We start from the raw sequence: 25,468 nt of genomic DNA, 5'->3' as shown, positions 1-25,468 counted from the left end.
GATACCGGGATATTAATAGATTAAAGAATAATTTCTCCAAAATATATACTTGATAGATAAAAAATAGACAATTTAATCCAATAAAATCTATTCTGAAAAAGAGATTTCTTGTATCCGTTTTCTTGACGCACATTGAAGTCAGGAGTAAAATGGACATGTCACATAATTGTAAAGGGAGTATAGAGGAGTTTTCTGACTCTATACTATATTTTCACGCGGAGATAAAAGGTAGCCACCAGATTATCTTTGCATGATTTTTCACAAATTAAGGGGGGGCACTTAGTGGCAAAAAATCGTGAGTTTGGGAATCGTAGACTTCATTCACTACTTGGAGTTATTCCGATCGGGCTGTTTTTGTTGGAGCATTTAGTTACCAACTATATGGCAACAAAGGGACCGGAATCATTTAATTCAGCAGCACATTTCTTAGAAAGCATACCGTTTCGTTATTTCTTGGAAATCTTCATCATTTTCTTACCTTTGATTTATCATGCGGTTTACGGGATTTATATCGCGTTTACGGCTAAAAATAATTTGGGTAGATTTGGATTTTTCCGGAATTGGATGTTCTTTTTACAACGTCTAAGCGGAATCATTACGTTGATTTTCCTTGTTTGGCATGTTTGGTCAACTAGAATTCAAGCAGCATTAGGTACAGAGGTTGACTTTGACATGATGGCAGAGATTTTCTCTAATCCATTTATGATTGCATTTTATTTAGTTGGGGTCATTTCGACAATTTTCCACTTCTCTAATGGATTATGGTCATTTGCAGTGAGCTGGGGTCTGACAGTTTCACCTAAATCGCAAAAAATCATGACTTACGTTACTTTGATCGTTTTCGTTCTTCTTTCTTATGTAGGGGTTAGCGCAATTTTCGCTTTCGTATAAGAAGATAGAGTTTAATTATAAGTATTAGGAAAAACATAGCTTTGCTAATGGAAATAAGGGAGTGACAGAATTGGGTAAAGGTAAAATTATTATCGTTGGTGGAGGTCTAGCTGGTTTAATGGCTACGATCAAAGCAGCAGAGCTGGGACAACAGGTAGATTTATTTTCTTTAGTACCTGTTAAACGCTCTCACTCAGTTTGTGCCCAAGGCGGAATCAATGGGGCAGTAAATACAAAAGGTGAAGGGGATTCTCCATATATCCACTTTGATGATACAGTTTATGGCGGAGATTTCTTAGCTAACCAACCACCGGTTAAAGCGATGTGCGAAGCAGCACCATCGATTATCCATATGTTTGACCGTATGGGCGTAATGTTCAACCGTACTCCGGAAGGTCTTCTTGATTTCCGTCGTTTCGGTGGTACTCAACATAGCCGTACAGCATTTGCTGGTGCAACAACTGGTCAGCAATTACTTTATGCATTGGACGAGCAGGTTCGTCGTTATGAAGTAGAAGGCCTTGTAACGAAATATGAAGGCTGGGAATTCCTTGGAGCTGTTATCGATGACGATCAAACAGCACGCGGTATCGTAGCACAGAACTTGACTTCAATGGAAATCAAATCATTCCCTGGCGACGCTGTCATCATGGCGAGCGGTGGTCCTGGAATCATTTTCGGTAAATCAACTAACTCAATGATTAATACAGGTTCAGCAGCATCCATTGTTTATCAACAAGGTGTAAATTATGCAAATGGTGAGTTCATTCAAATTCATCCAACTGCAATCCCTGGAGATGATAAGCTTCGTCTAATGAGTGAATCTGCTCGTGGTGAAGGTGGACGTATCTGGACATATAAAGACGGAAAACCTTGGTATTTCCTTGAAGAAAAATACCCTGCTTATGGTAACCTTGTACCTCGTGATATCGCGACTCGTGAAATCTTCGACGTATGTATGAACATGAAGCTTGGTATTAATGGAGAAAACATGGTTTACCTGGATCTTTCTCATAAAGATCCTAAATTACTTGATATCAAACTTGGCGGAATCATTGAAATCTACGAGAAATTCATGGGTGAAGATCCTCGTAAAGTTCCAATGAAAATCTTCCCTGCCGTTCACTATTCTATGGGCGGACTTTGGGTGGATTATGACCAAATGACAAACATTAAAGGTTTATTTGCTGCAGGTGAGTGTGATTACTCTCAACATGGCGGTAACCGACTTGGTGCGAACTCACTTCTTTCTGCAATCTATGGTGGTTCAGTCGCTGGACCGAATGCCGTTAAATATATTGAAGGCCTTGATAAAACTTCAGAATCCATTCCATCTTCATTGTATGAAGGGTACGAAAAACAACAACAGGAAAAATGGAATGATGTCATGTCTCTTGATGGTAACGAAAATGCGTACGTCCTTCACAAAGAACTTGGTGAGTGGATGACACAGCATGTTACTGTAGTTCGTTACAATGACAAGTTGAAAGAAACGGACAACAAGATTCTTGAGTTGATGGAACGTTACAAGAAAATTAACATCAATGACACGGCTAAATGGAGCAACCAAGGAGCTGCATTCACTAGACAGCTTCAAAACATGATGCAATTGGCACGTGTTATCACAATTGGTGCTTTAAACCGTGACGAAAGCCGCGGAGCTCATTACAAACCTGATTTCCCAGAACGTAATGATGATAAATTCATGAAAACGACTATGGCGACATTCAAAGGCTTGGATCAAGCACCTGAATTCCATTATGAAGATATTGATGTATCACTTATCGCACCACGTAAACGTGATTACACTACGAAACATTAAAGAGGGGGAGCAAAAAAATGGTTGAAACTAAATCTGAGACTAAAACAGTCCGTTTTATAATCACTCGTCAAGATACACCGGATTCAGCTCCTTATGATGAGGAATTTGAATTAGCGTACCGTCCGAATATGAATGTAATTTCCGCTCTAATGGAAATTCGTCGTAATCCAGTAACAGTACAAGGCAAACACACTACAGCAATCGCTTGGGACATGAACTGTCTTGAAGAAGTATGTGGTGCTTGTTCAATGGTTATCAATGGTAAACCTAGACAATCTTGTACAGCTCTTATTGACCAATTAGAACAGCCGGTTCGTCTTGCTCCAATGCGTACTTTCCCTGTTGTTCGTGACCTTCAAGTCGACCGTAGCCGTATGTTCGACTCATTGAAAAAGGTAAAAGCTTGGATTCCAATCGATGGTACGTACAATCTTGGACCAGGACCACGTATGCCAGAAAAGAAACGTCAATGGGCTTACGAATTATCTAAATGTATGACTTGCGGTGTTTGTTTGGAAGCTTGTCCAAACGTAAACAGCAATTCAGACTTCATGGGGCCACAACCATTATCACAAGTTCGTTTATTCAACGCACATCCAACGGGTGCAATGAACAAAGCTGAACGTTTAAATACAATCATGGGTGATGGAGGACTTGCAAACTGCGGTAACTCACAAAACTGTGTGCAATCTTGCCCTAAAGGCATTCCATTAACGACTTCGATTGCTGCGTTGAACCGTGATACTACGATCCAACAATTCCGTAACTTCTTCGGAAGCGACGAAGTTTAATAATGAACATGTAAGAACCTGTATCTTAGGATATGGGTTCTTCTTTTTTTATCGCCTATATTAGTTCCAGACCTGAAGGATGGAAATCGATATGATGTTCTTCATTCTAAAAATATAAGGATTGATAGGCAATAATGGATTGAAACCAGAATGATAAAATGGAGTGGATGTACCTCCACTACGCATAGTGACTTTTAGCCTCCAAAAAATGGCGAGAATATGACATATGAACTGTTTATGAATCAAAATAAACAGATTTCAATAGAAAATCCTTTTCATATTCCTTCTTTTCTTATAAAATGAGTGAATAGCCATTCATTTCTGAAAGGGAGTGCACAAATTGGGCAGAATATCATATATCGATAATATAACGGAGTGGATCAATGATTTTTCTTTTAAACATGAGATGAAGGTCCGCTTTTCTGAAACTGATATGTTCGGGCACTTGAATAACACGATTCCTTTTACTTATTTTGAGGAAGCAAGGATCGAGTATTTCAATAGCCTGGGTTTTATGATGGATTGGACTTCGGCTGGAAGTGAAGAGATACCGGTTGTTGCCGATTTACAGTGTGATTATCTACAACAGGTGTTTTTCAATGATCAATTGACGATCCATGTGAAAGCTGACAGTATCGGAAAATCTTCTGTCGACATCCATTACATGGGAACGAAACAAGATGGTTCAATTTGTTTAACGGGCAGGGGGACGATTGTCCAAGTCTCCAAGACCACCGGAAAGCCGGTACCTTGGACGGAAGAGATGAAGCATTGGATGTGGCAAACCGAGGTCGAACATTCCTAAAATAATTTTAAATTAGACAAGTAAAAGAGTCACTCCCTTGCCCCGCCCGACATACTATATCTTGACTAAATAGACACCCACTCCGGGTTTTATGCTGGTGAAGGCAAGGAGGGTAACATTACTTGAAGGAGAACGAATTCACTCATAAGCCACTACTCACCAAAAGAGAAAAAGAAGTATTTGAGTTACTAGTACAAGACAAAACAACAAAAGAAATCGCAGGTGAATTGTTTATTAGCGAAAAAACAGTTCGAAACCATATCTCGAATGCGATGCAGAAGCTTGGAGTCAAAGGACGTTCGCAGGCAGTCATAGAACTCCTTCGTATGGGAGAACTTAAACTTTAATGTGTTGACTCTTAATACGTAAGCATAATAAATAATTTCTCTCCCGTTCTATTTGGCAGCATATAAGGAAGTCCAAAACAATTTGGTTGTTTTGACTTCTTTGGATGCTGCTTATTTTAATGAAGGGGGTTTCATTATGGATTTCCAACAATCAATCTTGAAATTCATTTCACTTTCATCCAAAATGGTAGTATGATAAGTTTCATGAAGTGGGGAGCGGAGTCAATGGATGAAGAGAATCAGGTTGCTTATGTAGCCGAAATCGAGAAGGAATTGCGCTATGTATCGACATGGCTTAAGCAAAGGGGAAGAGAAATTCTCCATGATTATAAAATTACCATTCCTCAATTCGTGGCTTTGCAATGGCTTTTTGAATCGGGCGACATGACGATTGGCGAATTGTCCACGAAGATGTTTCTCGCCTTCAGTACAACGACGGAACTGATTGACCGCATGGAGAAACATCAGCTTGTTTTGCGTGTCAAAGGTGAAAAGGACCGGCGTGTCGTTCGTATCCACCTTCTGGAGGAAGGTGAAAGGATTATCGAAGAAGTGATTAATAAAAGGCAGCAGTACTTGAGTGGCGTGCTAGCCAATTTTAATGATACTGACATCGTTTCCCTCCAACGAATTCTAGCAAAACTACATCAAGAAATGAAAGAAAAATGAGGCGAGTTTTTTGAAACAACCAATAGGAATCATTGATTCAGGCGTAGGCGGCTTGACTGTAGCTAAAGAGGTCATGCGTCAACTGCCAAATGAAAATATAATTTACTTAGGTGATACTGCAAGATGCCCTTATGGGCCAAGGTCCAAAAAGGATGTCCAAACCTTCACATGGCAAATGACGAGGTTCTTGATGAAGAAGGATATTAAGATGCTGATCATTGCTTGCAATACGGCGACTGCAGCGGTACTGGATGAAATCAGGGCCATACTTCCGATCCCTGTATTGGGTGTCATTCACCCTGGTGCAAGGGCGGCATTGAAAGTTTCAAATTCCTTACATATTGGTGTTATTGGTACGGAGGGGACGGTGAAAAGCAAAGCATATGACGACGCGCTGTTCTCCATCAATTCCGATGTGAAAGTTGATAGTTTAGCATGCCCGAAATTCGTTCCGATCGTAGAAAGCGGCGAATTTCAAGGGGGGATTGTAAATAGGGTCGTGGCACAAACCTTGAACCCGTTAAAGAAAACGAAAATCGATACTTTGATTCTTGGCTGTACCCATTATCCACTGTTGGGACCAGTAATCTCATCCTATATGGGGGATGGAGTACAAGTCATATCCTCTGGGGAAGAGACGGCCCGTGAGGCAAGTGTCATTTTGGATTACTATAAATTAATCAATAAAAGCAAGCTCCGTCCAGTTCATCGCTTTTATACAACAGGTTCAAGAGATATGTTTGGTTCAATCGCATCGAGCTGGCTCGGTATTCATATTAATACAATCGAAACCATTAAAATTGACCACTTCTAAAGCTTCCATTTGGAAGCTTTCAAACTGTAGACAAACTCGATAGAAATCGAGTTTGTCTACAGTTTTTTTTATGGCTTTTACAATTTGAACGTTGATTGGGGAATGGGATTCGATTGTTTCAAGCGGAAAGTCCCGAAATCCCATTAAAGCTGAAAAACATCCAGCAGTACAGGTGAATTGCCCAGCTCCATTATGAGAGAGAAAAATAATTGGTCTATTTTCCCTTAGGGCTCGTATAAATAGGAGTACAAACTGTCCTAGGAGTGATTTTATGTCCAATAAATCAAAAGTAACTATGGTTGTGACCATTCTGGCATCTTCTATTTGGCTTTCGGGCTGCGGATTATTTGGCGGTGAAGAGAAAAAGGAAATTGATCCACCAAAGGATGTTTCATTAGTCGAGGATGAATCATCATTAAAAGAGACGAATGGTGAAGAACAGCCGGCAACAGATGGAGAAAAAGGCGCTGTTGAGTCAAAAACAGTAAAGACGGAGTTATACTTAATTGATAAAAGTGGGTATGTCGTTCCACAGACTTTGGAACTTCCGAAATCTGAAGCCGTCGCTAAACAGGCGCTTGATTACCTTGTCGATAACGGGCCTGTCACCGATAAACTTCCCAACGGGTTCAGGGCAGTCATTCCTGCCGATACCCAAATAAGCGTGAACATTAAAGAAGGGGTGGCTGTGGCGGACTTTTCACCAGAGTTCAAAAACTATCAAAAAGAAGATGAACTTAAAATCCTTCAAGCCATTACATGGACCCTGACACAATTCGACTCAGTCGATAAAATCAAAATGAGAATAAATGGGGAAGATATTTCCGAAATGCCGGTCAATGGCACACCGATTGATGAGAATATTTCAAGGTCTTCAGGAATCAATATCGATACGAGTGACGTGGTTGACATCTCCAATTCCAAAGCCCTGACTGTTTATTATGTAGGCGGTGACGAGGAGTACACCTATTATGTGCCGGTAACACGGAGGATCAGTGAAACGGTGTCTGATAATGTCACAGCGGTCATTCAGGAATTGACGAAGAGTCCTTCGGGTTCGAACTTACAGACAGGATTCATGAGTGATGTAGCATTACTTGACCAGCCTAAAGTGGCGGAAGGTAAGGTCAGTCTCAATTTTAACGAAAATATCCTTGGCAGTTTCAAAGAGAAAAAGGTGTCACAAGAAGTCCTGGATGCCTTGGTCCTTTCTTTAACGGAACAGAAAGGAATTGAAAGCGTTGAAGTACAAGTACAGGGCAGCGCAGATATTCTTAATGAAGAAGGCAAGAAATTATCAGAGCCTGTGGTCCGTCCAGAAAAAGTCAACACAGGTAGTTTTTAAAGGGATTTTTAATCCTATAGATGTCATAAGGAGGCAGCCAACCGCTGTCTCTTATTTATGGAAATACAGTGGCCATAAAAGTATCGGGATTATTGAACAAGCCAGATTTGTGTTAGACTTAAATTACCTGAAAGATTCAGCAGCCCTGGTGGATGTGATTATCACCAAGTCAGGAATCAGCGAATTCGTCGAATTGCAGGGCACTGGGGAAGAAGCCGACATGTACATACAGGAAATGCTTTCTATAGCGTAAGAAGGGCTTCATACCTTATTTGAGGTGCAAAAAGAAGCTTTTGGGTCCATAGCCGATAAAATACAAAAGGGTGAAACGAAGAATGAAGACAGTAATTATTGCAACGAAAAATAAAGGAAAAGCCAAGGAATTCGAAAGCTTGTTCTCTGCTAAGGGATATGAAGTCAAAACGCTTCTCGATGTACCGGATGCACCGGATGTGGAGGAAACAGGAACAACTTTTGAAGCGAATGCAATCTTGAAAGCGGAGGCCATCGCCCATCAGCTAGGACACTTTGTCATTGCGGATGATTCCGGATTGATCGTAGATGCATTGGAGGGCCGTCCAGGCGTATATTCTGCGCGCTATGCCGGAGAGTCTAAGAGTGATGAAGCAAACACGGAAAAAGTCCTCCGGGAACTGGAAGGCGTGCCAAAAGAGGATAGAACGGCGAGATTTTATTGCGCCTTGGCACTAGCGTCACCCAACCAGGAAACGATTACCGTATCGGGAACGATGGAAGGTTTGATTACAGAACAGCCTTCAGGAACGAATGGATTTGGTTATGATCCCATCTTTTTTGTTGAGGAACAGGGCAAAACAAACGCCGAGTTGACAAAAGAGGAAAAAAACAAAATCAGCCACCGTGCCAACGCACTGAGGGCTCTAGATGAAAAACTTGATCTATTTCTAAAAAGGGAAGAAGGAATGTGACGATGAAAGTGCTAATAATGAGTGACAGTCATGGCTTAACTCATGAAATCAGCATGATTACAGACCGTCATAAACAAGAGGTTGCTGCCATGATTCATTGCGGTGATTCAGAGTTGGAAAAAAATGACCCTCACATGTCGGAGTTCTTAGCCGTTCGTGGGAATTGTGACTATGATTCGGCATATCCGAATGATATTGTGGAGAGTATCGCAGGCAAGCGTTTCTTCCTTACGCATGGACATCTCTATAACATAAATATGACGCTGATGAACCTATCCTATAAAAGTGAAGAGACAGGGGCGGATATTATTTGCTTTGGTCATTCCCACGCTGCAGGTTCAGAATGGATTGACGGCAAGCTCTTCATCAACCCGGGAAGCATACGTCAGCCGCGTGGACGAAAAGAGAAAACCTATGCCATTTTGGATATCGGAAATGACCAACTTAAAATCATCTTTTATGACCTTGAAGGAAAAATCGTTGAGGAACTAAGAAATGCTTATCAAATGGAATGACTTCATGTATTATGAACAGGAAGCGTTTTTACCCGCTTCCTGTTTCATAAAAAAAGAAAAAACTTTTTATGAAAAACCGTTGACTTTCTTTTGATATCCTACTATAATAAGAAGTGTCCTAAGGGAACAGTTAAGGTAATACATAAGTTTTACCGCAACTTATATCATAAACGTCTCAGTAGCTCAGCTGGATAGAGCAACGCCCTTCTAAGGCGTCGGTCGGGAGTTCGAATCTCTCCTGGGACACTAACAAAGTGGCTTTAAAGCCCGATGCGAAAACCTTCTATATCGTTTAGTGAAACGGTCAGTATAACGGTCATGTAAGAAATTACACCGTATATCGATTTATCCACCTAACGATATAGGAGGTTTTTTCGTATGACCAAAAGAAAAGGCTTATTAGATGTTGAAGTAGAAATAAGTTATAAATGATAACTTCGAATTGTTCGATAAAGTGTATTCTCCATTTTTTACTGCAAACTTCATTCAAATACCATGATAAATATTGTATGAATGGTAGGGGTGTTCTAAAACTTTTCAATATTTAATATTACTAGTATTGCAATGAGTATTATACTAAGTTATAATAAAGAGCACGATTACGGTCTAAGTACGAAAAGTGACCGCTATACTGAACTGAAGAAAAACAGCGATATGTCTCAGTAGCTCAGCTGGATAGAGCAACGCCCTTCTAAGGCGTCGGTCGGGAGTTCGAATCTCTCCTGGGACACTAACTTAAAAAAGCCAAAACCTTTAAAGGGTTTTGGCTTTTTTCTTTTTTGTTTTACGGATAATATGCGGCAAGAAGTTTTTTATTTCTTATTATCGCAGGTAGATTATCTTTTATGTCGAATTTGTATATAAATAAGGAGTTGTTTAGATGAATAAAGATAGATTATTTAAGTTCATTCAAACTTCCACTCGGGGTAATTTCTTTTCAGTAGAGATAGCCGAAGATGGAACTAAAGTAGTTCAATTAGCCAAGGAATTAGAAATGGAAGGAAGAATTAAGTTAAGAGCGTGTACGAGAAAAGAACAAGGTGTTTATCTGGAAGGAATACTTAAGTTTGTGCCTAGCTAATACTTATTCAATTTTTTCGAATCAAAGGAATTATATAACGTTCAAACCATTTCATATCTTTATTTGAAAAAAAACATCCAACTAGTTGGATGTTTTTTTACTTTGTATATCAATTCCTATTTAATGTGTGAATGTTTTGCCGAAACGATTTTAGAATAGATTCCTGGGTTTAATGACAATCTTGCTCTGATTTCAACTTTTACAAATGGCATTTTTATGAAGGGGGTAAATACCACGGCGATAGCTGAGCAATTATTAAGAACGGAGGCGTCTGTAGGGTCTGCCAGTTTTTACTGATTGACCTTTTTGTTTAAAACAATCCAGCGAGCTATGTGAACCCTGAGGGTAATCGAATATCCCTACAATTAAGAGATTTCACTGGTGATCTCCCATTATATACGAAAAAGACCTAACTATTTCGCTCATTTTTGATGGCATGATATTTGCATGTTAATTGGGTACAGTCCCCAATAGCAAAGTTGACGAAAACCAAAAGTATAGGAGTGTAATGGTTGACAAAAAGGAAATGATTGTGGCTGTTAAGGGTACTGGATGTGAACAAATAAACAAAGATGGGATCAAGTCAACTTAGTTTATAAAAAGACTCAAAAAATGGTAGTGAGGCTGTAGATATTGATTCATTACAGGCATGTAGGGCGGGTACAGAACCTACCGAAAGTAAGAAGGGAAGCGGAAAAAGTGCAATATATTGAAAGTGGTAGCCGTGAGTATCGTCTGGCGCTAATTGGATTGTTATTGGGGAGTATTGTTTCATTTTCCATCTTGTATAGCCCTCAACCACTGATCAGTCTTTTTTCAGAGAAATACCATGTTTCACCGTCAACTGCCAGTTTTGCCGTTTCATTGCCTACGGTTTCGTTAGCAATTAGTTTGCTTTTTATCTCGACTTTATCCAATGCATATGGCAGAAAGACGATAATGAGCCTTTCGTTAATATTAACTTCCATTCTAGCTATTGCTTCATCTTTTACTCATTATTTTCATGTATTCCTAGCGATTAGATTTTTAGAGGGGGTTACTATATCCGGTTTTCCCTCCATAGCCATGGCGTATTTGAATGAGGAATTTTCCCCGAAGAGCATTGGGAGAGTAATAGGGGTTTATGTTGCTGGAAACGCTGTGGGCGGTTTTGTGGGACGCATCGTAATTGGCACTCTGACCGATCTTTTTTCTTGGCAAATAGCCTTGATGGTCCTGGGGATGGCCAGTTTATTATGCAGTCTTTGGTTTTTTGGTTTTCTGCCTGAATCCAAAAACTTCCGAATGATTTCAATCTCGTTTAATCATTGGGCATGGAACATGAAAGAAGGTTTAAGAAGTAAAAATCTATTATGTGTGTATGGGATCGGGTTCTTATTCATGGGTGTGTATGTTACATTATTGAACTATCTCGGATATCCACTCACAAAAGCACCGTATAACTTAAGTCAAACGGTTTTTAGCTTTGTTTTTGTCGTTAATTTAATAGGTATATGGAGTTCGGTATGGTTTGGGAAATTGGCTGATCGCTATTCTTGCAGACAAGTGATTAGTTGGTCGGTTACTATCCTGCTATTTGGAGCGCTGCTAACATTACATGATGAACTACTTGTTAAAATAACAGGGATTACTGTCTTTACATTTGGTTTTTTTGCTGGACATACGGCTGCCAGCGGATGGGTAGGCTATTTGGCAACAGAAAAACAAAAAGCGCAAGCTTCTTCCTTCTATTTATTATTCTATTATACCGGTTCAGGCTTTGTCAGTTGGTATGGTGGATTCTTTCTACATCATTTTGGCTGGGGAGGAATCATCGGGTTTATCAGTGTACTGCTGATCATTGCCGTATTGGTTTCTTTTCAAATGACGAATCTTGTTCGCGTAACACCAGATAAGCAAGAGGGAAAATGAAAAGTCTACTTTCATTTAAGTGTGACAGGTCATTAGTTAGTAGACAGTCCTGTTATTTAAAAAGCCTTTTTTTTTAGAAAAGGTGATCTTTTGTGTAAAAACGCATTAATATAATGCAATTTTACATTGATTATACCGAGATTCGGCGGAAAAGAGAGAGATCTTTCAATTTATTATTTGGCATGTTTCTTGCAAGTTTATCAGAATAGAAAGGAGAAATGTAAATTGACTGAAGAAAAAACACAGACAAACAAGAATCTTGATGAAGAATATATAAGCCTATTTAAAAATGAGTATGAATCCTCCCCATTCTGGAAGCAAATGGGGATAGAAATGGATCAATTGGATCAAAATCATGTCAGGATAAAAATGCCCATGACCCCTAATTTTCTTAATGTAAACGGATCTGTACATGGGGGAGTAACGGCTGCCTTGCTCGATTCCATAATGGGCGTCACCCTGCGTCATAAGTTTTATGAAGCGAAGGTCGCAACCGTATCTTTGACAACCCAATTCATTGCACCGGTTTTTGTAGGAACAATCATCTATGCAACAGCCAAGGTGGTCCATAGTGGAAGGAGAATTGCTTCCCTTGAGGCGAAATTAGAATCAGAAACTGGTGAGCTACTTGCTGGGGGTATAGGTACGTTCATGATATGGAAAACAGAAAAGTAAGGAAATAACGATAGGCTATTCCATTATCGATGCGAAAAATCATTTTAGCGCCTTATGGAAGTGGATGACTTTTATAGTGAAGCTTTGGAGCTTGCCGAAACCATTGGAAGAAATGCCCCGATAGCAATTCAATCCGACCAAAGCCAGTGTAGAAGAATTGTTTGGCATCCCGGATAAAGAAGCTGGAACACAGATATTATTTACATTGTGCGTGGATACGGAAAGGAGTTCGCTCATTTGTAGAAAAGCGTACTCCCCCGTTTTTAGGATGATAGTGAGTGATGGGAAGAACTATTGATTAGGAGAGGATGATTAAGGTGGCCTACAACCATATTGAAACTTCTGTTGAAAACGGGGTTTGTCTTGTTACATTAAATAGACCGGAAATCAGAAATGCGCTAGTTGTCGAAATGCGGGAAGAATTATCAGATTTCTTTAAATCGCTCCAACATGATGCAGGTGTAAAAGCAGTTATTTTAACGGGTGAGGGGAAAGCATTTTCCGCAGGTGGTGACCTGAGCACATTACAAGGTATAAACGCAGCCGCTGGAAGAAAGAGATTGCAAGTGGGACATGAGGTGATCCACTCCATAATGGATTTGGAGAAACCCGTGATTGCCGCAGTGAACGGGGCGGCAGCAGGAGCCGGAACCAGTCTCGCCTTAGCCTGCGATATGATTATTGCGGCCAGATCATCGTTTTTTGTTCAGAGCTTTCTGAATGTTGGGTTGATACCTGATCTTGGATCCATTCATTTCCTGCCTAGGTTGATCGGACGCCATCGTGCAATGGAATTGATGCTTTTGGGTGAACGTGTTACTGCGGAACAAGCTTATGAAATTGGTCTAATTAATAGAGTGGTTGAAGATGGCTTACTTTTGGATGAAGCATCTTCAATTGCTCTTAAGCTTGCCAATGCTCCTGGTATGGCAATGGGGTTAACAAAGAGGCTAGTAAACAGGAGCATGCATGCTGATATTAGTGAAACATTTGAATTTGAAGGTTTTGTTCAAGGCCTATGCTTCGAATCAAATGATTTCCAAGAAGGTGTAAGTGCCTTTATGGATAAACGCAAGCCGCAGTTTAATAGGTGACGCATATTGGATACTTAATTGCCACCATCATTGAAAGCATGCAAGTGTAAGAGAATGAAACATCATGCGGTGAATGGTACTGCCCAATATGTTTGTTCTTTCCATAAAATGAGAGTGTGGTGTTTGATTTATATTACTTTTTCATCTAAACTATAAGAATAGTATGAATATTAACTTAATTACACACTCATTTTCTCCTCATGTGTATGAGGGGGGAATACTTAGTTAAGGAAAGATTGGGAGATTTTTTATCAAAGAAGGCTAACAAACTCAGAAAAGGCGATCTTGGCTATTAAGTCCACAAGTGTTCCTTGCCCCTTTTTGTAATGAACCGCAAACGCTCGTGGAGGAGATGGTCCGTCAAAAAGGGCGATTACATAATGTCTTCTTTATCATTTAATTATTGGCATTCCTTGTGTTTATGCCCGTGACAGTCGCCTTTCTCATTTTCATATCCGTACGTTCTTGCCGCCCCCTTCCCAGATACCTTTTCCATGGAGCCATGTGACTATATTCCAGTTAATCTTTCAGAGATTCTATGTTGATCAAACAGGGGGAAACGATGTAGCACTTATTCAAGTATCCCTCGTATTGATAAGGGCTTTTGTAATCTTGGTTTATCTGTCGATGTTGTCCAATCGCTTATTCAGAATGATACATGTGTCATTTCTGAACTAAACAATCAACTTCCCCGGACCTACGGGGACACAATGGTTCACGGCAGGGACATCGATCGCTTCGTTCTTTCATCACGTCAATTGCTTTCTATTCCACTCGGAAAATCGACCAAATTAGAAAAAAGGAATTCAGCGAATCCTTTGCCGAGCGCATCCTTGATCGGGCTACCATCCAGGTCGGATAGGCATTCATATTACACCCATTATGGAATGATTCTATGAAAACTAGAAAGATTCCACTCTATTAATTTCTGCGAGCTGGTGTATGAGGACAAAGGGACTTTATCCGTGGATTAAGAACTTTCTAAAGGAGTGGGCAATCATCACAATGGCATCAACAGCAAAAAAAAGCATCAAGTTAAAGATGCCGTATGTAACTTCTTTAAAAGCAGAAATTGATTTCGGTGTAACGGAGTACTTGTCGCGTCTTTATTTGGTAAATCTCTAAAAGAGTGGACTAAAAAGAGCTGATTTTCGTGAGGAGCGTACGCATGATCTAGAAAAGGAATACATTTTATTCTAGAAATAAACTGAGGAAAAGACTACTTGGAGGGATTGTTCAATGAACATGCTTAGTAAAGATATAATCATTAAAACTTCTATGCGGGTAAAGGAAAACCAGCCTTTAAAAGAGGTACAGGCATTTTTTGAACAATCCTCCCTAGATGGTCTGCCAGTATTCAGTATTCATGATCGATTGCTTGGAATGATTACCAGGGATTCGGTATTTGTCGCCATCCAGAACAATGAAATTGAAGTTTCGCCATTGCATTTGGACCAGGATTATATGTATGTTTCAGAAAATGAAGATATTCATTTTCTTCTAGAGCGGAATAAAGCCTTTTATTTAGTTCAAAACAAATATGATTCTATCGTGGGAATCATTAGTCAAAAGCGGCTTAACCATATGTATATTCAAATGTTGGAAAGGCGTTTAAAAGAACTGGAGTCCGTTTTTGAACATGCCCATAATGGAATAGTAGCCATTGATAAAAACGGTATAATCACTTCCTTTAATCCAGCAACCGAAAGAATAAGCGGAGTAAAACGAAATGGTGCACTAGGTCGCTTTTTAAATGATGTATTTATTCCGAGTGGGATGCTTGAAGTCCTTCGAACCGGAGAGCCTCAATATGCCACAAAGTATCAAGTTGGAAATCGGAAATATATAACGAATCGGACGCCGATTATAGAAAATGGTGAAGTGACCGGAGTTGTAGGGGTCTTTCAGGATATTTCTGAAATGGAAAAAATTTCAGGAGAGCTGGAGACGGTACGGGAGTTAAATCAACAATTGGAGGCAATCATATCCGCTTCTTATGATGGGATTGTGATTACGGATCCAACAGGAAGAATTATCAGATATAACCAAGCGTTCATCGCGTTAGTTCAGGAAGAAAGTAACCATGACCTTAACGGGAAGAAGATTTTTGAGATTTTTCCATCTTTTATAATTAAGGAAATAAAGGAAATCGTTAAGGAGAAACAATCCGTAACGTTAGTGGAACAACTGGAGTCCAATATTAATTTAATCATTACCGTCAATCCTGCCCTCAATAACAATGGAGAGGTTGACTTTATCGTCATTAATGTCCGGAATATTACAGAACTAATCCAGCTGCAGGAAGAAGTGGAAAGTAATAAGCAATTGACAGAACGCTATAAGGAGGAATTATCGCAATATCGAATGGAAATCAAGTCACGCTGCCATTTCATTGCGGATTCCCCAAAAATGAGAAAAATCGTCGATGTAGCAAAAAAGGTTGCTTCATTCGAGTCTACCGTCATGATTTTTGGAGAATCCGGAACAGGGAAAGAAGAGGTTGCAAGAATCATTCAACTTAATAGTAATAGGAGTGATGGACCCTTCATCACCATCAACTGTGGTTCCATCCCTGAAACATTGCTTGAATCCGAGCTATTCGGTTATGAAGTGGGCGCCTTTACAGGGGCGGGAAAGAAAGGGAAACCCGGTATGTTTGAATTGGCGAACAAGGGAATCATATTCCTGGATGAAATCGGGGAATTCCCGCTTCCCCTGCAAGTGAAGCTGCTGAGGGTGATTCAAGAAAAAGAAGTGACGCGCCTTGGTGGAACTAGACCTATTAAAGTGGACGTCCGAATCTTGGCTGCTACCCATCGTAATCTTGAAGAGCAAGTGAAAAAAGGGGAATTTCGTGAAGATTTATTTTTCCGATTAAATGTAATTCCTATTACATTGCCACCCCTTAAAGAAAGAACGGAGGATTTGATTCCTTTAATTGAACTGTTTCTAAGCGAATATAATCAAATCTATGGGATGTCTAAAAAGATTACACCAGATTCATTTGAAATGCTCTTACGTTATAATTTTCCGGGAAACGTTCGAGAATTACGGAATGTCATTGAGCGCTTTTTTGTATTGTCCGAAGGAGACTCCATTAACATAAAGGATGTTCTATATTCTTCGATTTTTTTTCAAGGTGAACTTACAGAACAAGATTCCGAGGTAGAGGAAGAAGTCCTCCCGCTAAAGGAAGCTGTCATGAATTTTGAAGAAAAGGTAATTAAAAGGACGTTGAATAAGTATGGAAGTACTTACAAAGCGGCTGAAATATTAAAAGTGGATCAATCAACAATCGTTCGTAAACTGCAGAAGATGAAAGCGTTATCAATAGCCGGAAAAATTGAGTGAAACCATAAAATAGGGGGAAGGAAAATGTCCAGATCAGAAGTGGTAAAACAATTTTTACACCCTAAATCGATTGCAATCGTCGGAGCTTCCCAGGATCTAACTTCTATTGGTGGAAAACCGCTTAATAACCTCATTCAGCACAAATATAAAGGAAAGATTTATCCGGTCAATCCAAAATATCAAGAAATTTGCGGACATACTTGCTATCCAAGTATTTTGGATATCCCGGGAAAAATAGATGTAGCTCTCATTGCCGTAGCTGCAAGCAGAATTTTACAGACGATTGAGGACTGTGGGAAAAAGGAAATAAGACATTTGATTTTATTCAGTTCAGGTTTTGCAGAGACTGGTCCGGAAGGTAAACGTCTGCAAGATGAACTGCTGCAAATCAGCCGGAAACATGGGATTCATATTATTGGTCCTAATAGCATCGGATGCCTGAATGTCATTGAAAAGATCCCGATGGGGTTTTCGACATCATTTGAATCAAAAAAGGAGTTCATCTCAGGAAATATCGGCTTAGCTTCTCAAAGTGGAGCACTCGGTTTTTCACTTTTTGGACTAGCACAGGATGAGAATATCGGTTTTTCCTATATTGTGAATACAGGGAATCAATCAGATATCAATATATTGGATTGTATTTCATTTATGCAGCAGGATACTTCTACAGATGTGGTTGCCGCCTATTTAGAAGGAGTCCCGGACGGGGAACAGTTGATTGAGCTTTCCAAGCAGTCCATAAAATGTGACAAGCCTTTACTTATTTTAAAGGCAGGCCGCTCAGAGTTAGGGAAAAAGGCGGCAATGTCCCATACCGCTTCGTTAGCGGGATCAGAGCAAGCCTTTAATGCCATTGTTAAACAGTTCGGTCTCATTCCCATTCATGATATAGATGATATGATCGATACAATGAAAATTTTTGCACGTGGTAAACGTGCAAAAGGCTCCCGTATAGTTACGATATCTAACTCTGGAGCAGCAGGAATAACGATGGCCGATTATAGTGAACAGTTGGATTTGGATTTGATTCGTCTTCAGCCAGAAACGCAAGAAAAAATACAGTCCATCATTCCAGTTTACGGATCAGCTTTCAATCCGATAGATATTACCGCTCAAGCGTTGAATGAACAACATATATTAACCGAAACACTTGAAGTGTTAGTGAAGGATGATCAGGTCGATGTCATTATCGTCCATTCTACATTCGGCGGAACTCTTGGCAAGAAAATTTGTGAAAAGATCATTGATATTGACCAAAAAACCGATAAACCCATTATCATAACTCTGACAGGAACAAAAGAACTCATGGACGAAGGCCGTACCTTACTGCAAACGGCAAGAGTCCCTGTATATCATACCTCCTATAAAACGATGGCGGCTGTAAAGCAGCTTGTAACGTTTTCCTCAAATGTCAATGCTGCAACTGCGATTCAAGAAGAAACTCAGGATCCAATGATAAGTCCTTATGAGAAGAAAGGCGTTTGGACGGAAGAAAAAGTTAAGCAGCAGCTCTCTGACCTAGGGATGATTGTTCCAAAAGGGATGATTGCAAAAAATAGAGAGCAACTGGAGCAAATGAAAAATAAGGTTCAGTTCCCCGTCGTTTGTAAGGTGATTTCTGATGAAATTATTCATAAAACGGACGAGGGAGGGGTTATCTTAGGAATCGAAAATGAAGTGGAATTAATTCAAGCTTACGAGTCGATAGGTAAATCCATAAAGGAGAATCTGCCTGAAGCAAAAATAAACGGAATTCTAATAGAAGAGATGATCACCGAAAAAGGGGTCGAAATGTTCATCGGGATAAAAAATGATCCACAGTTCGGCCCTTTAATCGTATGTGGCCTTGGCGGGATTTTTATTGAAGTCTTAAAAGACATTTCAATTAGGAGGGCGCCCATTACCTCGCTGGAAGCTCATTCCATGCTGAAAGAGCTGAAAGGCTATCCTTTACTTTTAGGTGTCCGTGGCGGAAAAAAGTCCGACATAGATGCTTTGGCAAATGCGCTTGTTCAGATTTCTCATTTTGCTGATCAAAATAAAGGAAATATTATGGAAATGGACATTAACCCGTTGATTGTATTGAATGAAGGAAAGGGTGTCGCTGCATTGGACGGTATCGTCGTTTGGAAAAACGGAAAGAAAGAAGGGGATGAATATGAAATTCAGAACAGCCATTACGGATTTGTTAGGAATTGAGTACCCGATTATCCAAGGCGGTTTGCATAGATTGGGTATAGAACCGTTGGTATCTGCTGTGTCTGATGCGGGAGGACTTGGTTTACTCACTGCCGGTTCATACCCCTCAAAAAAAGAAATGATTCAAGATATTGAGTTAGTGAGGTCCAGAACGGATAAACCTTTTGGGGTGAACTTGGCGATTGGAATAAGACGGCCGATGGATGACTTTGTAGACGGGGCAATAGAGGCCGGAATCCAAATCGTGTTTACGTCAGGGTACAGTCCAGTTCAGTATATGGAACAGTTTAAGAATGCAGGTATAAAGGTCATCCATGTAGTCCCTTCTCTAAAATATGCTAAAAAGGCGGAAGAATTAGGGTGTGACGCAGTAGTGGTCGTAGGCTTTGAGTGCGGTGGCCACCCCGGATTGGATGAAGTTTCATCATTGGTTTTACTGCCGGAAGTCGTGCAAGAGCTAACCATTCCGGTTATTGCTGCAGGAGGATTTGTCGATGGAAAAGGTTTGTTGGCCGCACTATCAATGGGGGCACAGGCCGTACAAATGGGAACCCGTTTTGTCATGACTGAAGAATGCCCGCTGCATCCTTCGATAAAAGCAGAATTAATGAACGCCGGATCACATGATACAATGATCATAAAACGGTCCATTAAAAAAACAAACCGGGTATACAGAAGTGCAGCCGCTATCAAAGTGGAGAAGTTGGAAAAGAGCGGCGCTGGTATAGAGGTGCTGTTACCGATGATCGGCGGGGAAGCATATGAAAAAATGCTGACAAGTGGCGATGTCCATTCCGGTATTCTTTCCATTGGAGAAGGAATCGGAAGAATCGATACATGTAAAAGTGCCAGGACCGTGATTGAAGACATCATGAAAGAAGCAGAAGAGAGTTTCAAGCAAATCAACATGTATGCCCATACCAGTACAGGAACTTTGTAAAACTGAACAAAAGTAACCAAGAGCTATTCAGTTGCCTTGGTTATTTTTTATGAATCAAAAAGGGTTAATGTATTATTACATTAAAAAATGGGAACTTGCATTGATTTTAGGGTGTCGAGCTTTAGAACAGCAGTCATTCAGCGTATTTTAAGATTGGCATGATTTTTGCAAAGAAGTAAGTATACGTGCTTGAAATTTAAAAGGTGGTGATCATTTGATTGGCTACAATGCACCTGATATATCCCTTTTACTTTCACCAGGTTCGATTGCAGTCATAAGTGCAAATTTCGAAACGGGCCATGTTGGAGGAAGGGTATTACTGAATCTGCAAAAATCTAAATACCAAGGTAAAGTTTATCCCGTACATCCTAGATATGATGAGGCGTTTGGGATGAAGGCATATCCAACGTTGATGAGTATATCAAATAGGGTGGACACAGTTGTCATTACTCTGCCCCTCAAGTCTATTTTACCGATTCTGGCTGATTGTGTGGAAAAAATGGTGAAATTCATTGTGATTCCAAGCATCGATTGCAATGAGTCAGAAGAAGAAAAACTTCATTGCAGAAAAATATTGAAAGCGTTTTCTGAGGAATCAGGAATTCGGGTACTCGGTCCTGATTGCCCAGGATTATTTAATATAGGGAGCTCAGTAGGCATTTCCTGTACATCTTATTACGAACCAAACCGTTTGCAATATGGCGGAATATCCCTTATTTCTCAGGGAGAAGGTTTAGGGAGAACGATTTTGGATGCAAACGACAGGGGGATTGGTTTTAATCATTGGATTTCTACGGGCGATGAAGCGGACTTAGAAATCTCTGACTTTATCAATTTTCTGGCTAACGATTCCGCTACCAAAGTTATTTTCGTGATAGTAGAAAGATTAAAAGATGAATGGGCGTTTCGATATGCTGCCGAAGCAGCGAATAAAGCCGGGAAGCCGATTATCGTGTTAAGTATTAGCCATTCAGAGCATGGAGCCGATAAAGGGATCCACCCGGCCATTTTTAAAGAATTGGGCGTCATTCAGGTACATGATCTTGATGAAATGATTAACGTAGGCTGGCTTTTTCTCAAATATGCAAACCCGCAAGGAAACCGAATCGGAATCTTTTCATACTCTGATGGTGCAGCTAGATTACTTGCTGAGAAATGCAGGAGGGGCAATCTTCTTGTACCGGATATTACGAATGAAACAAAAGATAAAATTCAAGGTTTGTTACCGGATGAAGTAGCCCCTTCAAATCCAATAAATAGTAAAATACATGCCCATCCTGATATGAGTAGGGTAAGGACGTGTCTGGAACGATTTTCGAACGACCCAAATGTGGATATCGTCTTTGTTCTCTTTTCATTTAAAGTGGGTATCTATACAGAAATGCTGGCTAGGCACACGGTGGAGATTGCCCAGCGAATGAAAAAACCAATCGTTCCATTGTGGACTTCCTTATCCGGGGAACGGGAAGTAGCATATGAAATTTTAGTAGATAGTAAACTTCCCTTTTACACTACTGCCGATGCATGTGTGAAGGCTGTTAAACATTTTACGGAATATAGCATGAAACGGCTGGTCTTTAAAGAGGAGCATCCTTCTTAAATCACCTTTATTACTCTGAAAATACGAATATAAGAAAAAAGCAGGAGGTGAAGAGTTACGTGGGAAACGAAAGAAGCAAGCATGGTAAATGCTTGATGAGGATGTTGAGTTTGTCCTAAGTGTCAACTTGAAAGGGACTTGGATTTGTTCAAAGACGGTACTGGAATTCATGAAGGAACAGGGCATGGGCAATCCAAGATCGATTCCAATCACCGGGCAACCCTATGAAATTGCAATTACCGTCCTGTTTATTTGCAGCAAGGAACGTGTAATTCTATCAGACTGACGCAGGCGTACATACCAAAAATGGAGTGAAAAGGAGAAGGTTGGAATGCAGTCATCTTTGGAAGGTATTAAAATTCTTGATTTATCGAGGACACTAGCCGGCCCCTTTTGTACCATGTTGCTTGGGGACATGGGGGCGGATGTGATAAAAGTCGAGCGGCCAGGGAAGGGGGATGAATCAAGGCACTTTACCCCTCCTACGTGGAATGATGAAAGCTGTTATTATCTTAGCTCAAACCGAAACAAACGAAGCATTACGGTTGATTTAAAAAGTCCGGAAGGAAGAGAAATCATCTATAAGTTAGCCGAAGACGCTGATATATTAGTCGAAAATTACCGAACAGGTACACTGGATAAACTCGGATTTGGTTATGAAACGTTAAATGAATTAAATCCCCGTTTGGTGTATTGTTCGATTTCGGGGTTTGGCAGGACAGGCCCGGAAAAGAACAGGGCCGGTTATGATCTGATTTTGCAAGGGTTTGGAGGATTGATGAGTATCACAGGTGATGCGGACCGGGCACCGGCAAAAGCGGGAATGTCCATTGTGGACCTTACGACTGGCATGTTTGCTGTATATGGAATTCTTAGTGCGCTATTCGCCACACAAAAAACTGGAAAAGGCCAATTTGTGGATGTAAGTTTACTAGATGGTCAAATTACATTATTGAATCATATGGCAACAGGATTCATGGCAACCGGGAAACCTGCCGGAAGAATGGGTTCCGCCCACCCTTCGATAGTCCCTTATCAATCATTCGCGACAAAAGATATGGATATCATATTAGCTGTGGCTAATGATGGATTATGGGAAAAGTGTTGTCGGGCCTTAGATTGGAAGGATTTATTGGATGATTCCCGTTTTGCGAAGAATGACAATCGAGTCGCCCGCCGCACAGAACTGGTGGCAATCATTTCTGAGAGACTGATTACACTTGAAAGCAAAGAGGTTTTTGAAAAACTGGATGGAGTAGGAGTACCATGTGGTCCAATCCACACAATCGATCAAATCCTTAACCACCCTCAGGTTGAGGCAAGGGAAATGATGATTGATATTGAACATCCAAATGTGAAGGATCTTAAGGTTCCGGGTTTTCCGGTTAAATTATCAGAAACCCCATCCAATGTCCGACGTCATCCTCCTTTGCTTGGGGAGCATACAGATGAGGTGTTAGGGGAACTTGGCTACTCCTCGACCCAAATTGAAGAGCTTAAACGAGGCAAGGTGATATGAGGAAATGTAAGACAAAGATGGGGTTTTCTATCCGGGGAAATTCATGTACATGGATATGGTTTGGCTGAAGATTTAGGGTTTAGTGTGAAGCGTGTAGCGCTTATGAAGGAGATTCACGGTCAATTTATCAATTGAAAAACAAGCAGATTACACCTCATGCAGTATGGGCCATTGGTGCTTTTATGTCGGATGTGAATTTGCATTATAGCATAGTGAAATCTAATGTACTTGCAGCAAGGGCAGTAGGGGTGATCGGGGCAAAACGTCTAGGGAATCAGGCAGATCGCAAAGACAGCAGAGTGCAGAATATTTTGCGGAAGAGAATGAGTGTACCTAAAAAAGGGGGCTGCAAGGTGGAAAAAACTCAACCAAAACGTACTTGGATCATTGTGTTCATTTCTTGTTTTCTTGGGCTTGTAGTAGATGGGATGGACTTACAATTGCTGGCATTGTCTCTTCCTAGTTTAATGGATGAATTCCAGATTGATAAATCAACTGCGGGGCTCCTCAGCACATGGTCCTTAATAGGCATGGCCGTCGGAGGGATCCTGGGTGGGTGGTTATCGGACCGATTTGGACGGGTAAGGATGGCAACTTGGATGATGGTCATCTTTTCTGTCGGTACCGCATTACTTGGCTTCGTACAAACATATGAGCAATTTTTAGTTATCCGTTTCTTTTCTGCTATCGGGATAGGAGCCGAATATTCAATCATCACGATGCTGATGGCTGAATATGTACCGACAAAAAGAAGGACGACTATATTGGGTACATTACAAGCAGCCTACTCAGTAGGGTATTTAGTCGCAGCCCTATTAGCTGGTGCCATTCTGCCGATTTATGGTTGGAGACCATTGTATTTTATATCGGTCCTGCCAGTGCTTTTGGCGATTTATATCCGATTCAAAATTCCTGAACCTCAAGGCTGGAAGGAAGAAAAGCAGAAAAACAAAGGAATCAAGAAAAATGAATGGCTCACGATTTTTAAAGAACCAAAAACAAGGGCTATATTTCTATTTTGGATTCTCACTTCCACTTTTTTGCAGTTTGGCTATTATGGCGTAGGAACTTGGTTACCAACGTATATTGTAGACGATTTAGGCTTCGATTTTAAAAAGATGACAGGTTATCTTGTTGGGACATATACAGCCATGATTTTTGGCAAAATCCTTGCAGGATGGCTAGCGGATAGAATAGGTCGTCGTGCGGTGTATATCATTGGTGGCTTATCCACGGCCATTTTCTTGCCGGTCATCATTTTGTACCACACACCAGCCAATATTATCGTTTTACTTACGATACTTGGATTCCTATATGGGGCGCCATATGGGGTTAATTCAACGTATATGAGTGAGAGTTTCCCAACACATATTCGTGGCACCGCTGTAGGGGGCGCGTATAACATCGGGCGATTTGGAGCAGCGATAGCCCCTATTAGCATCGGGATCATTGCCGAATCCGAATCGATTGGATTTGGCTTGGCTACACTTGGTATTGCTTATGCACTAGCCGGAATTATACCTGCACTATTTATCCGGGAAAAAATGTATGATCCTTATGATAATAAATCAGATGGTTCCATAAAACAAAACGAAAGCGCTTCTGGTAACCATTCTGCTTGAGTAGAACGGACAAACCTATAAATATCCCCAAGAGCCAAGAATGAACTCTCTTATCCTTACCCCATTCGTACATATACGAATGGGGCGTTTTTGCTTAGAAATTTCCCATTCGTAGTTTCCATTATTATCATATACGCTTTCTGATTTCCCTCGAGTCAGCGTAAAAATCGTCTGGAAGGAAGCCGACCTGATTCTCATTAATCTAGAACAATCAGCTATTATTACCCTGACTATTATATAAGAGAATATTTGCCATCGGGAGATGTTTCTTCTGATGGCAAATGCCCGTTAGAAGCCTCCGCTTATCAAAGAACGACCCATCCACTCCGTAAATAAACAAGCCCAACAAATTAACAAACCCTCAATACCCCATATACTAAAAACTTCATTTGCACTCAACGCCTTACCCCTTATTGTGAAAATGTAACGTACCTGATGTGGAAAGTGAAAAATGGTTATTCTTTTATAAACGTGACTAATTCACAAAAAACGTTGACATAATCCAAACAAATTAATATTATGTTTATTAT

22 protein-coding genes and 2 tRNA genes are annotated in these 25,468 nt (G+C 40.4%); all 24 read left to right on the top strand.

Annotation, left to right across the window (positions count from 1 at the left end):
- Positions 1 to 282 precede the first annotated feature (282 nt).
- The 24 genes from ACFWE9_RS17950 (at position 283) to ACFWE9_RS17835 (ending at position 24,938) form a co-directional block, all read left to right on the top strand.
- A complete protein-coding gene (locus ACFWE9_RS17950) occupies positions 283 to 891 on the top strand; it encodes a succinate dehydrogenase cytochrome b558 subunit (RefSeq protein WP_053347217.1) in 609 nt (202 codons plus the stop codon).
- Positions 892 to 961: 70 nt separating this feature from the next.
- Entirely contained in the window at positions 962 to 2,713 is a 1,752-nt protein-coding gene (sdhA, locus tag ACFWE9_RS17945; protein ID WP_230154831.1) for a succinate dehydrogenase flavoprotein subunit, read from the top strand.
- Between the two features lie 17 nt (positions 2,714 to 2,730).
- Positions 2,731 to 3,504: a succinate dehydrogenase iron-sulfur subunit gene (gene sdhB / locus ACFWE9_RS17940; RefSeq protein WP_048689018.1), complete on the top strand. Its 774-nt coding sequence runs from the start codon at positions 2,731 to 2,733 to the stop codon at positions 3,502 to 3,504.
- Between the two features lie 340 nt (positions 3,505 to 3,844).
- The gene (locus ACFWE9_RS17935; RefSeq protein WP_230154832.1) at positions 3,845 to 4,309 is read left to right on the top strand and encodes an acyl-CoA thioesterase; all 465 of its coding nucleotides are present in this window, start codon (positions 3,845 to 3,847) and stop codon (positions 4,307 to 4,309) included.
- Positions 4,310 to 4,431: 122 nt separating this feature from the next.
- Positions 4,432 to 4,656, top strand: coding sequence for a helix-turn-helix domain-containing protein (locus tag ACFWE9_RS17930; RefSeq protein ID WP_028392149.1), 225 nt, complete (start codon positions 4,432 to 4,434; stop codon positions 4,654 to 4,656).
- Positions 4,657 to 4,881: 225 nt separating this feature from the next.
- Positions 4,882 to 5,325 (top strand): MarR family winged helix-turn-helix transcriptional regulator, encoded by a 444-nt coding sequence (locus tag ACFWE9_RS17925; protein ID WP_377357977.1) that lies wholly within the window; start codon positions 4,882 to 4,884, stop codon positions 5,323 to 5,325.
- A 10-nt stretch (positions 5,326 to 5,335) separates the two neighbouring features.
- Positions 5,336 to 6,139, top strand: a complete 804-nt coding sequence (racE, locus tag ACFWE9_RS17920; protein ID WP_230154836.1) for a glutamate racemase — start codon at positions 5,336 to 5,338, stop codon at positions 6,137 to 6,139.
- A gap of 271 nt (positions 6,140 to 6,410) precedes the next feature.
- The gene (locus ACFWE9_RS17915) at positions 6,411 to 7,484 is read left to right on the top strand and encodes a GerMN domain-containing protein (RefSeq protein WP_230154839.1); all 1,074 of its coding nucleotides are present in this window, start codon (positions 6,411 to 6,413) and stop codon (positions 7,482 to 7,484) included.
- Entirely contained in the window at positions 7,417 to 7,737 is a 321-nt protein-coding gene (locus tag ACFWE9_RS17910; protein ID WP_377357980.1) for an exosome complex component, read from the top strand. The genes ACFWE9_RS17915 and ACFWE9_RS17910 overlap by 68 nt, the downstream gene beginning before the upstream one ends.
- Before the next feature lie 82 nt (positions 7,738 to 7,819).
- A complete protein-coding gene (locus ACFWE9_RS17905; protein WP_377357974.1) occupies positions 7,820 to 8,431 on the top strand; it encodes an XTP/dITP diphosphatase in 612 nt (203 codons plus the stop codon).
- A gap of 2 nt (positions 8,432 to 8,433) precedes the next feature.
- Positions 8,434 to 8,946 carry a metallophosphoesterase gene (locus ACFWE9_RS17900; protein ID WP_377357972.1) on the top strand — a complete coding sequence of 171 codons (513 nt, stop codon included), beginning with the start codon at positions 8,434 to 8,436 and terminating at the stop codon, positions 8,944 to 8,946.
- 172 nt (positions 8,947 to 9,118) lie between these two features.
- Positions 9,119 to 9,192, top strand: a tRNA-Arg gene (locus ACFWE9_RS17895).
- Between the two features lie 410 nt (positions 9,193 to 9,602).
- Positions 9,603 to 9,676: transfer RNA gene (locus ACFWE9_RS17890), tRNA-Arg, on the top strand.
- Between the two features lie 150 nt (positions 9,677 to 9,826).
- Positions 9,827 to 10,027, top strand: coding sequence for a hypothetical protein (locus ACFWE9_RS17885; protein ID WP_230154847.1), 201 nt, complete (start codon positions 9,827 to 9,829; stop codon positions 10,025 to 10,027).
- A 633-nt stretch (positions 10,028 to 10,660) separates the two neighbouring features.
- On the top strand, positions 10,661 to 11,938 hold the full coding sequence (locus ACFWE9_RS17880; protein WP_230154849.1) for an MFS transporter: 1,278 nt from the start codon (positions 10,661 to 10,663) through the stop codon (positions 11,936 to 11,938).
- Positions 11,939 to 12,163: 225 nt separating this feature from the next.
- Complete coding sequence (locus ACFWE9_RS17875) at positions 12,164 to 12,613, top strand: PaaI family thioesterase (protein ID WP_230154851.1); 450 nt, start codon at positions 12,164 to 12,166, stop codon at positions 12,611 to 12,613.
- 317 nt (positions 12,614 to 12,930) lie between these two features.
- Entirely contained in the window at positions 12,931 to 13,707 is a 777-nt protein-coding gene (locus ACFWE9_RS17870) for an enoyl-CoA hydratase/isomerase family protein (RefSeq protein WP_230154854.1), read from the top strand.
- Between the two features lie 1,239 nt (positions 13,708 to 14,946).
- Complete coding sequence (locus ACFWE9_RS17865) at positions 14,947 to 17,058, top strand: sigma 54-interacting transcriptional regulator (RefSeq protein ID WP_230154857.1); 2,112 nt, start codon at positions 14,947 to 14,949, stop codon at positions 17,056 to 17,058.
- Positions 17,059 to 17,082: 24 nt separating this feature from the next.
- Positions 17,083 to 19,257 (top strand): acetate--CoA ligase family protein, encoded by a 2,175-nt coding sequence (locus tag ACFWE9_RS17860; RefSeq protein ID WP_230154859.1) that lies wholly within the window; start codon positions 17,083 to 17,085, stop codon positions 19,255 to 19,257.
- Positions 19,217 to 20,197 (top strand): NAD(P)H-dependent flavin oxidoreductase, encoded by a 981-nt coding sequence (locus ACFWE9_RS17855; RefSeq protein WP_377357968.1) that lies wholly within the window; start codon positions 19,217 to 19,219, stop codon positions 20,195 to 20,197. The genes ACFWE9_RS17860 and ACFWE9_RS17855 overlap by 41 nt, the downstream gene beginning before the upstream one ends.
- Positions 20,198 to 20,411: 214 nt before the next feature.
- Positions 20,412 to 21,797: a CoA-binding protein gene (locus ACFWE9_RS17850; protein WP_377357966.1), complete on the top strand. Its 1,386-nt coding sequence runs from the start codon at positions 20,412 to 20,414 to the stop codon at positions 21,795 to 21,797.
- Positions 21,798 to 21,885: 88 nt separating this feature from the next.
- Entirely contained in the window at positions 21,886 to 22,083 is a 198-nt protein-coding gene (locus tag ACFWE9_RS17845; RefSeq protein WP_377357964.1) for a hypothetical protein, read from the top strand.
- A gap of 45 nt (positions 22,084 to 22,128) precedes the next feature.
- Positions 22,129 to 23,316 (top strand): CaiB/BaiF CoA transferase family protein, encoded by a 1,188-nt coding sequence (locus ACFWE9_RS17840; RefSeq protein ID WP_377357962.1) that lies wholly within the window; start codon positions 22,129 to 22,131, stop codon positions 23,314 to 23,316.
- 131 nt (positions 23,317 to 23,447) lie between these two features.
- Positions 23,448 to 24,938, top strand: a complete 1,491-nt coding sequence (locus ACFWE9_RS17835) for an MFS transporter (protein ID WP_230154869.1) — start codon at positions 23,448 to 23,450, stop codon at positions 24,936 to 24,938.
- The last annotated feature ends 530 nt before the right edge of the window (positions 24,939 to 25,468 follow it).

This window comes from Peribacillus sp. NPDC060253 (assembly GCF_042727425.1).
GTDB lineage: Bacteria > Bacillota > Bacilli > Bacillales > DSM-1321 > Peribacillus.
The sequence above is the reverse complement of the archived record's forward strand: the minus strand, read 5'-3'. Positions and strand labels throughout refer to the sequence as shown.

Excerpts from the sequence above, each read along its gene's own strand:
- ACFWE9_RS17900 (WP_377357972.1), top strand. The coding sequence starts at position 8,434 with ATGAAAGTGCTAATAATGAGTGACAGTCATGGCTTAACTCATGAAATC.
- ACFWE9_RS17925 (WP_377357977.1), top strand. The coding sequence starts at position 4,882 with ATGGATGAAGAGAATCAGGTTGCTTATGTAGCCGAAATCGAGAAGGAA.
- ACFWE9_RS17855 (WP_377357968.1), top strand. The coding sequence starts at position 19,217 with ATGAAATTCAGAACAGCCATTACGGATTTGTTAGGAATTGAGTACCCG.
- ACFWE9_RS17865 (WP_230154857.1), top strand. The coding sequence starts at position 14,947 with ATGAACATGCTTAGTAAAGATATAATCATTAAAACTTCTATGCGGGTA.
- ACFWE9_RS17905 (WP_377357974.1), top strand. The coding sequence starts at position 7,820 with ATGAAGACAGTAATTATTGCAACGAAAAATAAAGGAAAAGCCAAGGAA.
- ACFWE9_RS17910 (WP_377357980.1), top strand. The coding sequence starts at position 7,417 with ATGAAGAAGGCAAGAAATTATCAGAGCCTGTGGTCCGTCCAGAAAAAG.
- ACFWE9_RS17915 (WP_230154839.1), top strand. The coding sequence starts at position 6,411 with ATGTCCAATAAATCAAAAGTAACTATGGTTGTGACCATTCTGGCATCT.
- ACFWE9_RS17845 (WP_377357964.1), top strand. The coding sequence starts at position 21,886 with ATGCTTGATGAGGATGTTGAGTTTGTCCTAAGTGTCAACTTGAAAGGG.
- sdhB (WP_048689018.1), top strand. The coding sequence starts at position 2,731 with ATGGTTGAAACTAAATCTGAGACTAAAACAGTCCGTTTTATAATCACT.
- ACFWE9_RS17840 (WP_377357962.1), top strand. The coding sequence starts at position 22,129 with ATGCAGTCATCTTTGGAAGGTATTAAAATTCTTGATTTATCGAGGACA.
- ACFWE9_RS17860 (WP_230154859.1), top strand. The coding sequence starts at position 17,083 with ATGTCCAGATCAGAAGTGGTAAAACAATTTTTACACCCTAAATCGATT.
- ACFWE9_RS17885 (WP_230154847.1), top strand. The coding sequence starts at position 9,827 with ATGAATAAAGATAGATTATTTAAGTTCATTCAAACTTCCACTCGGGGT.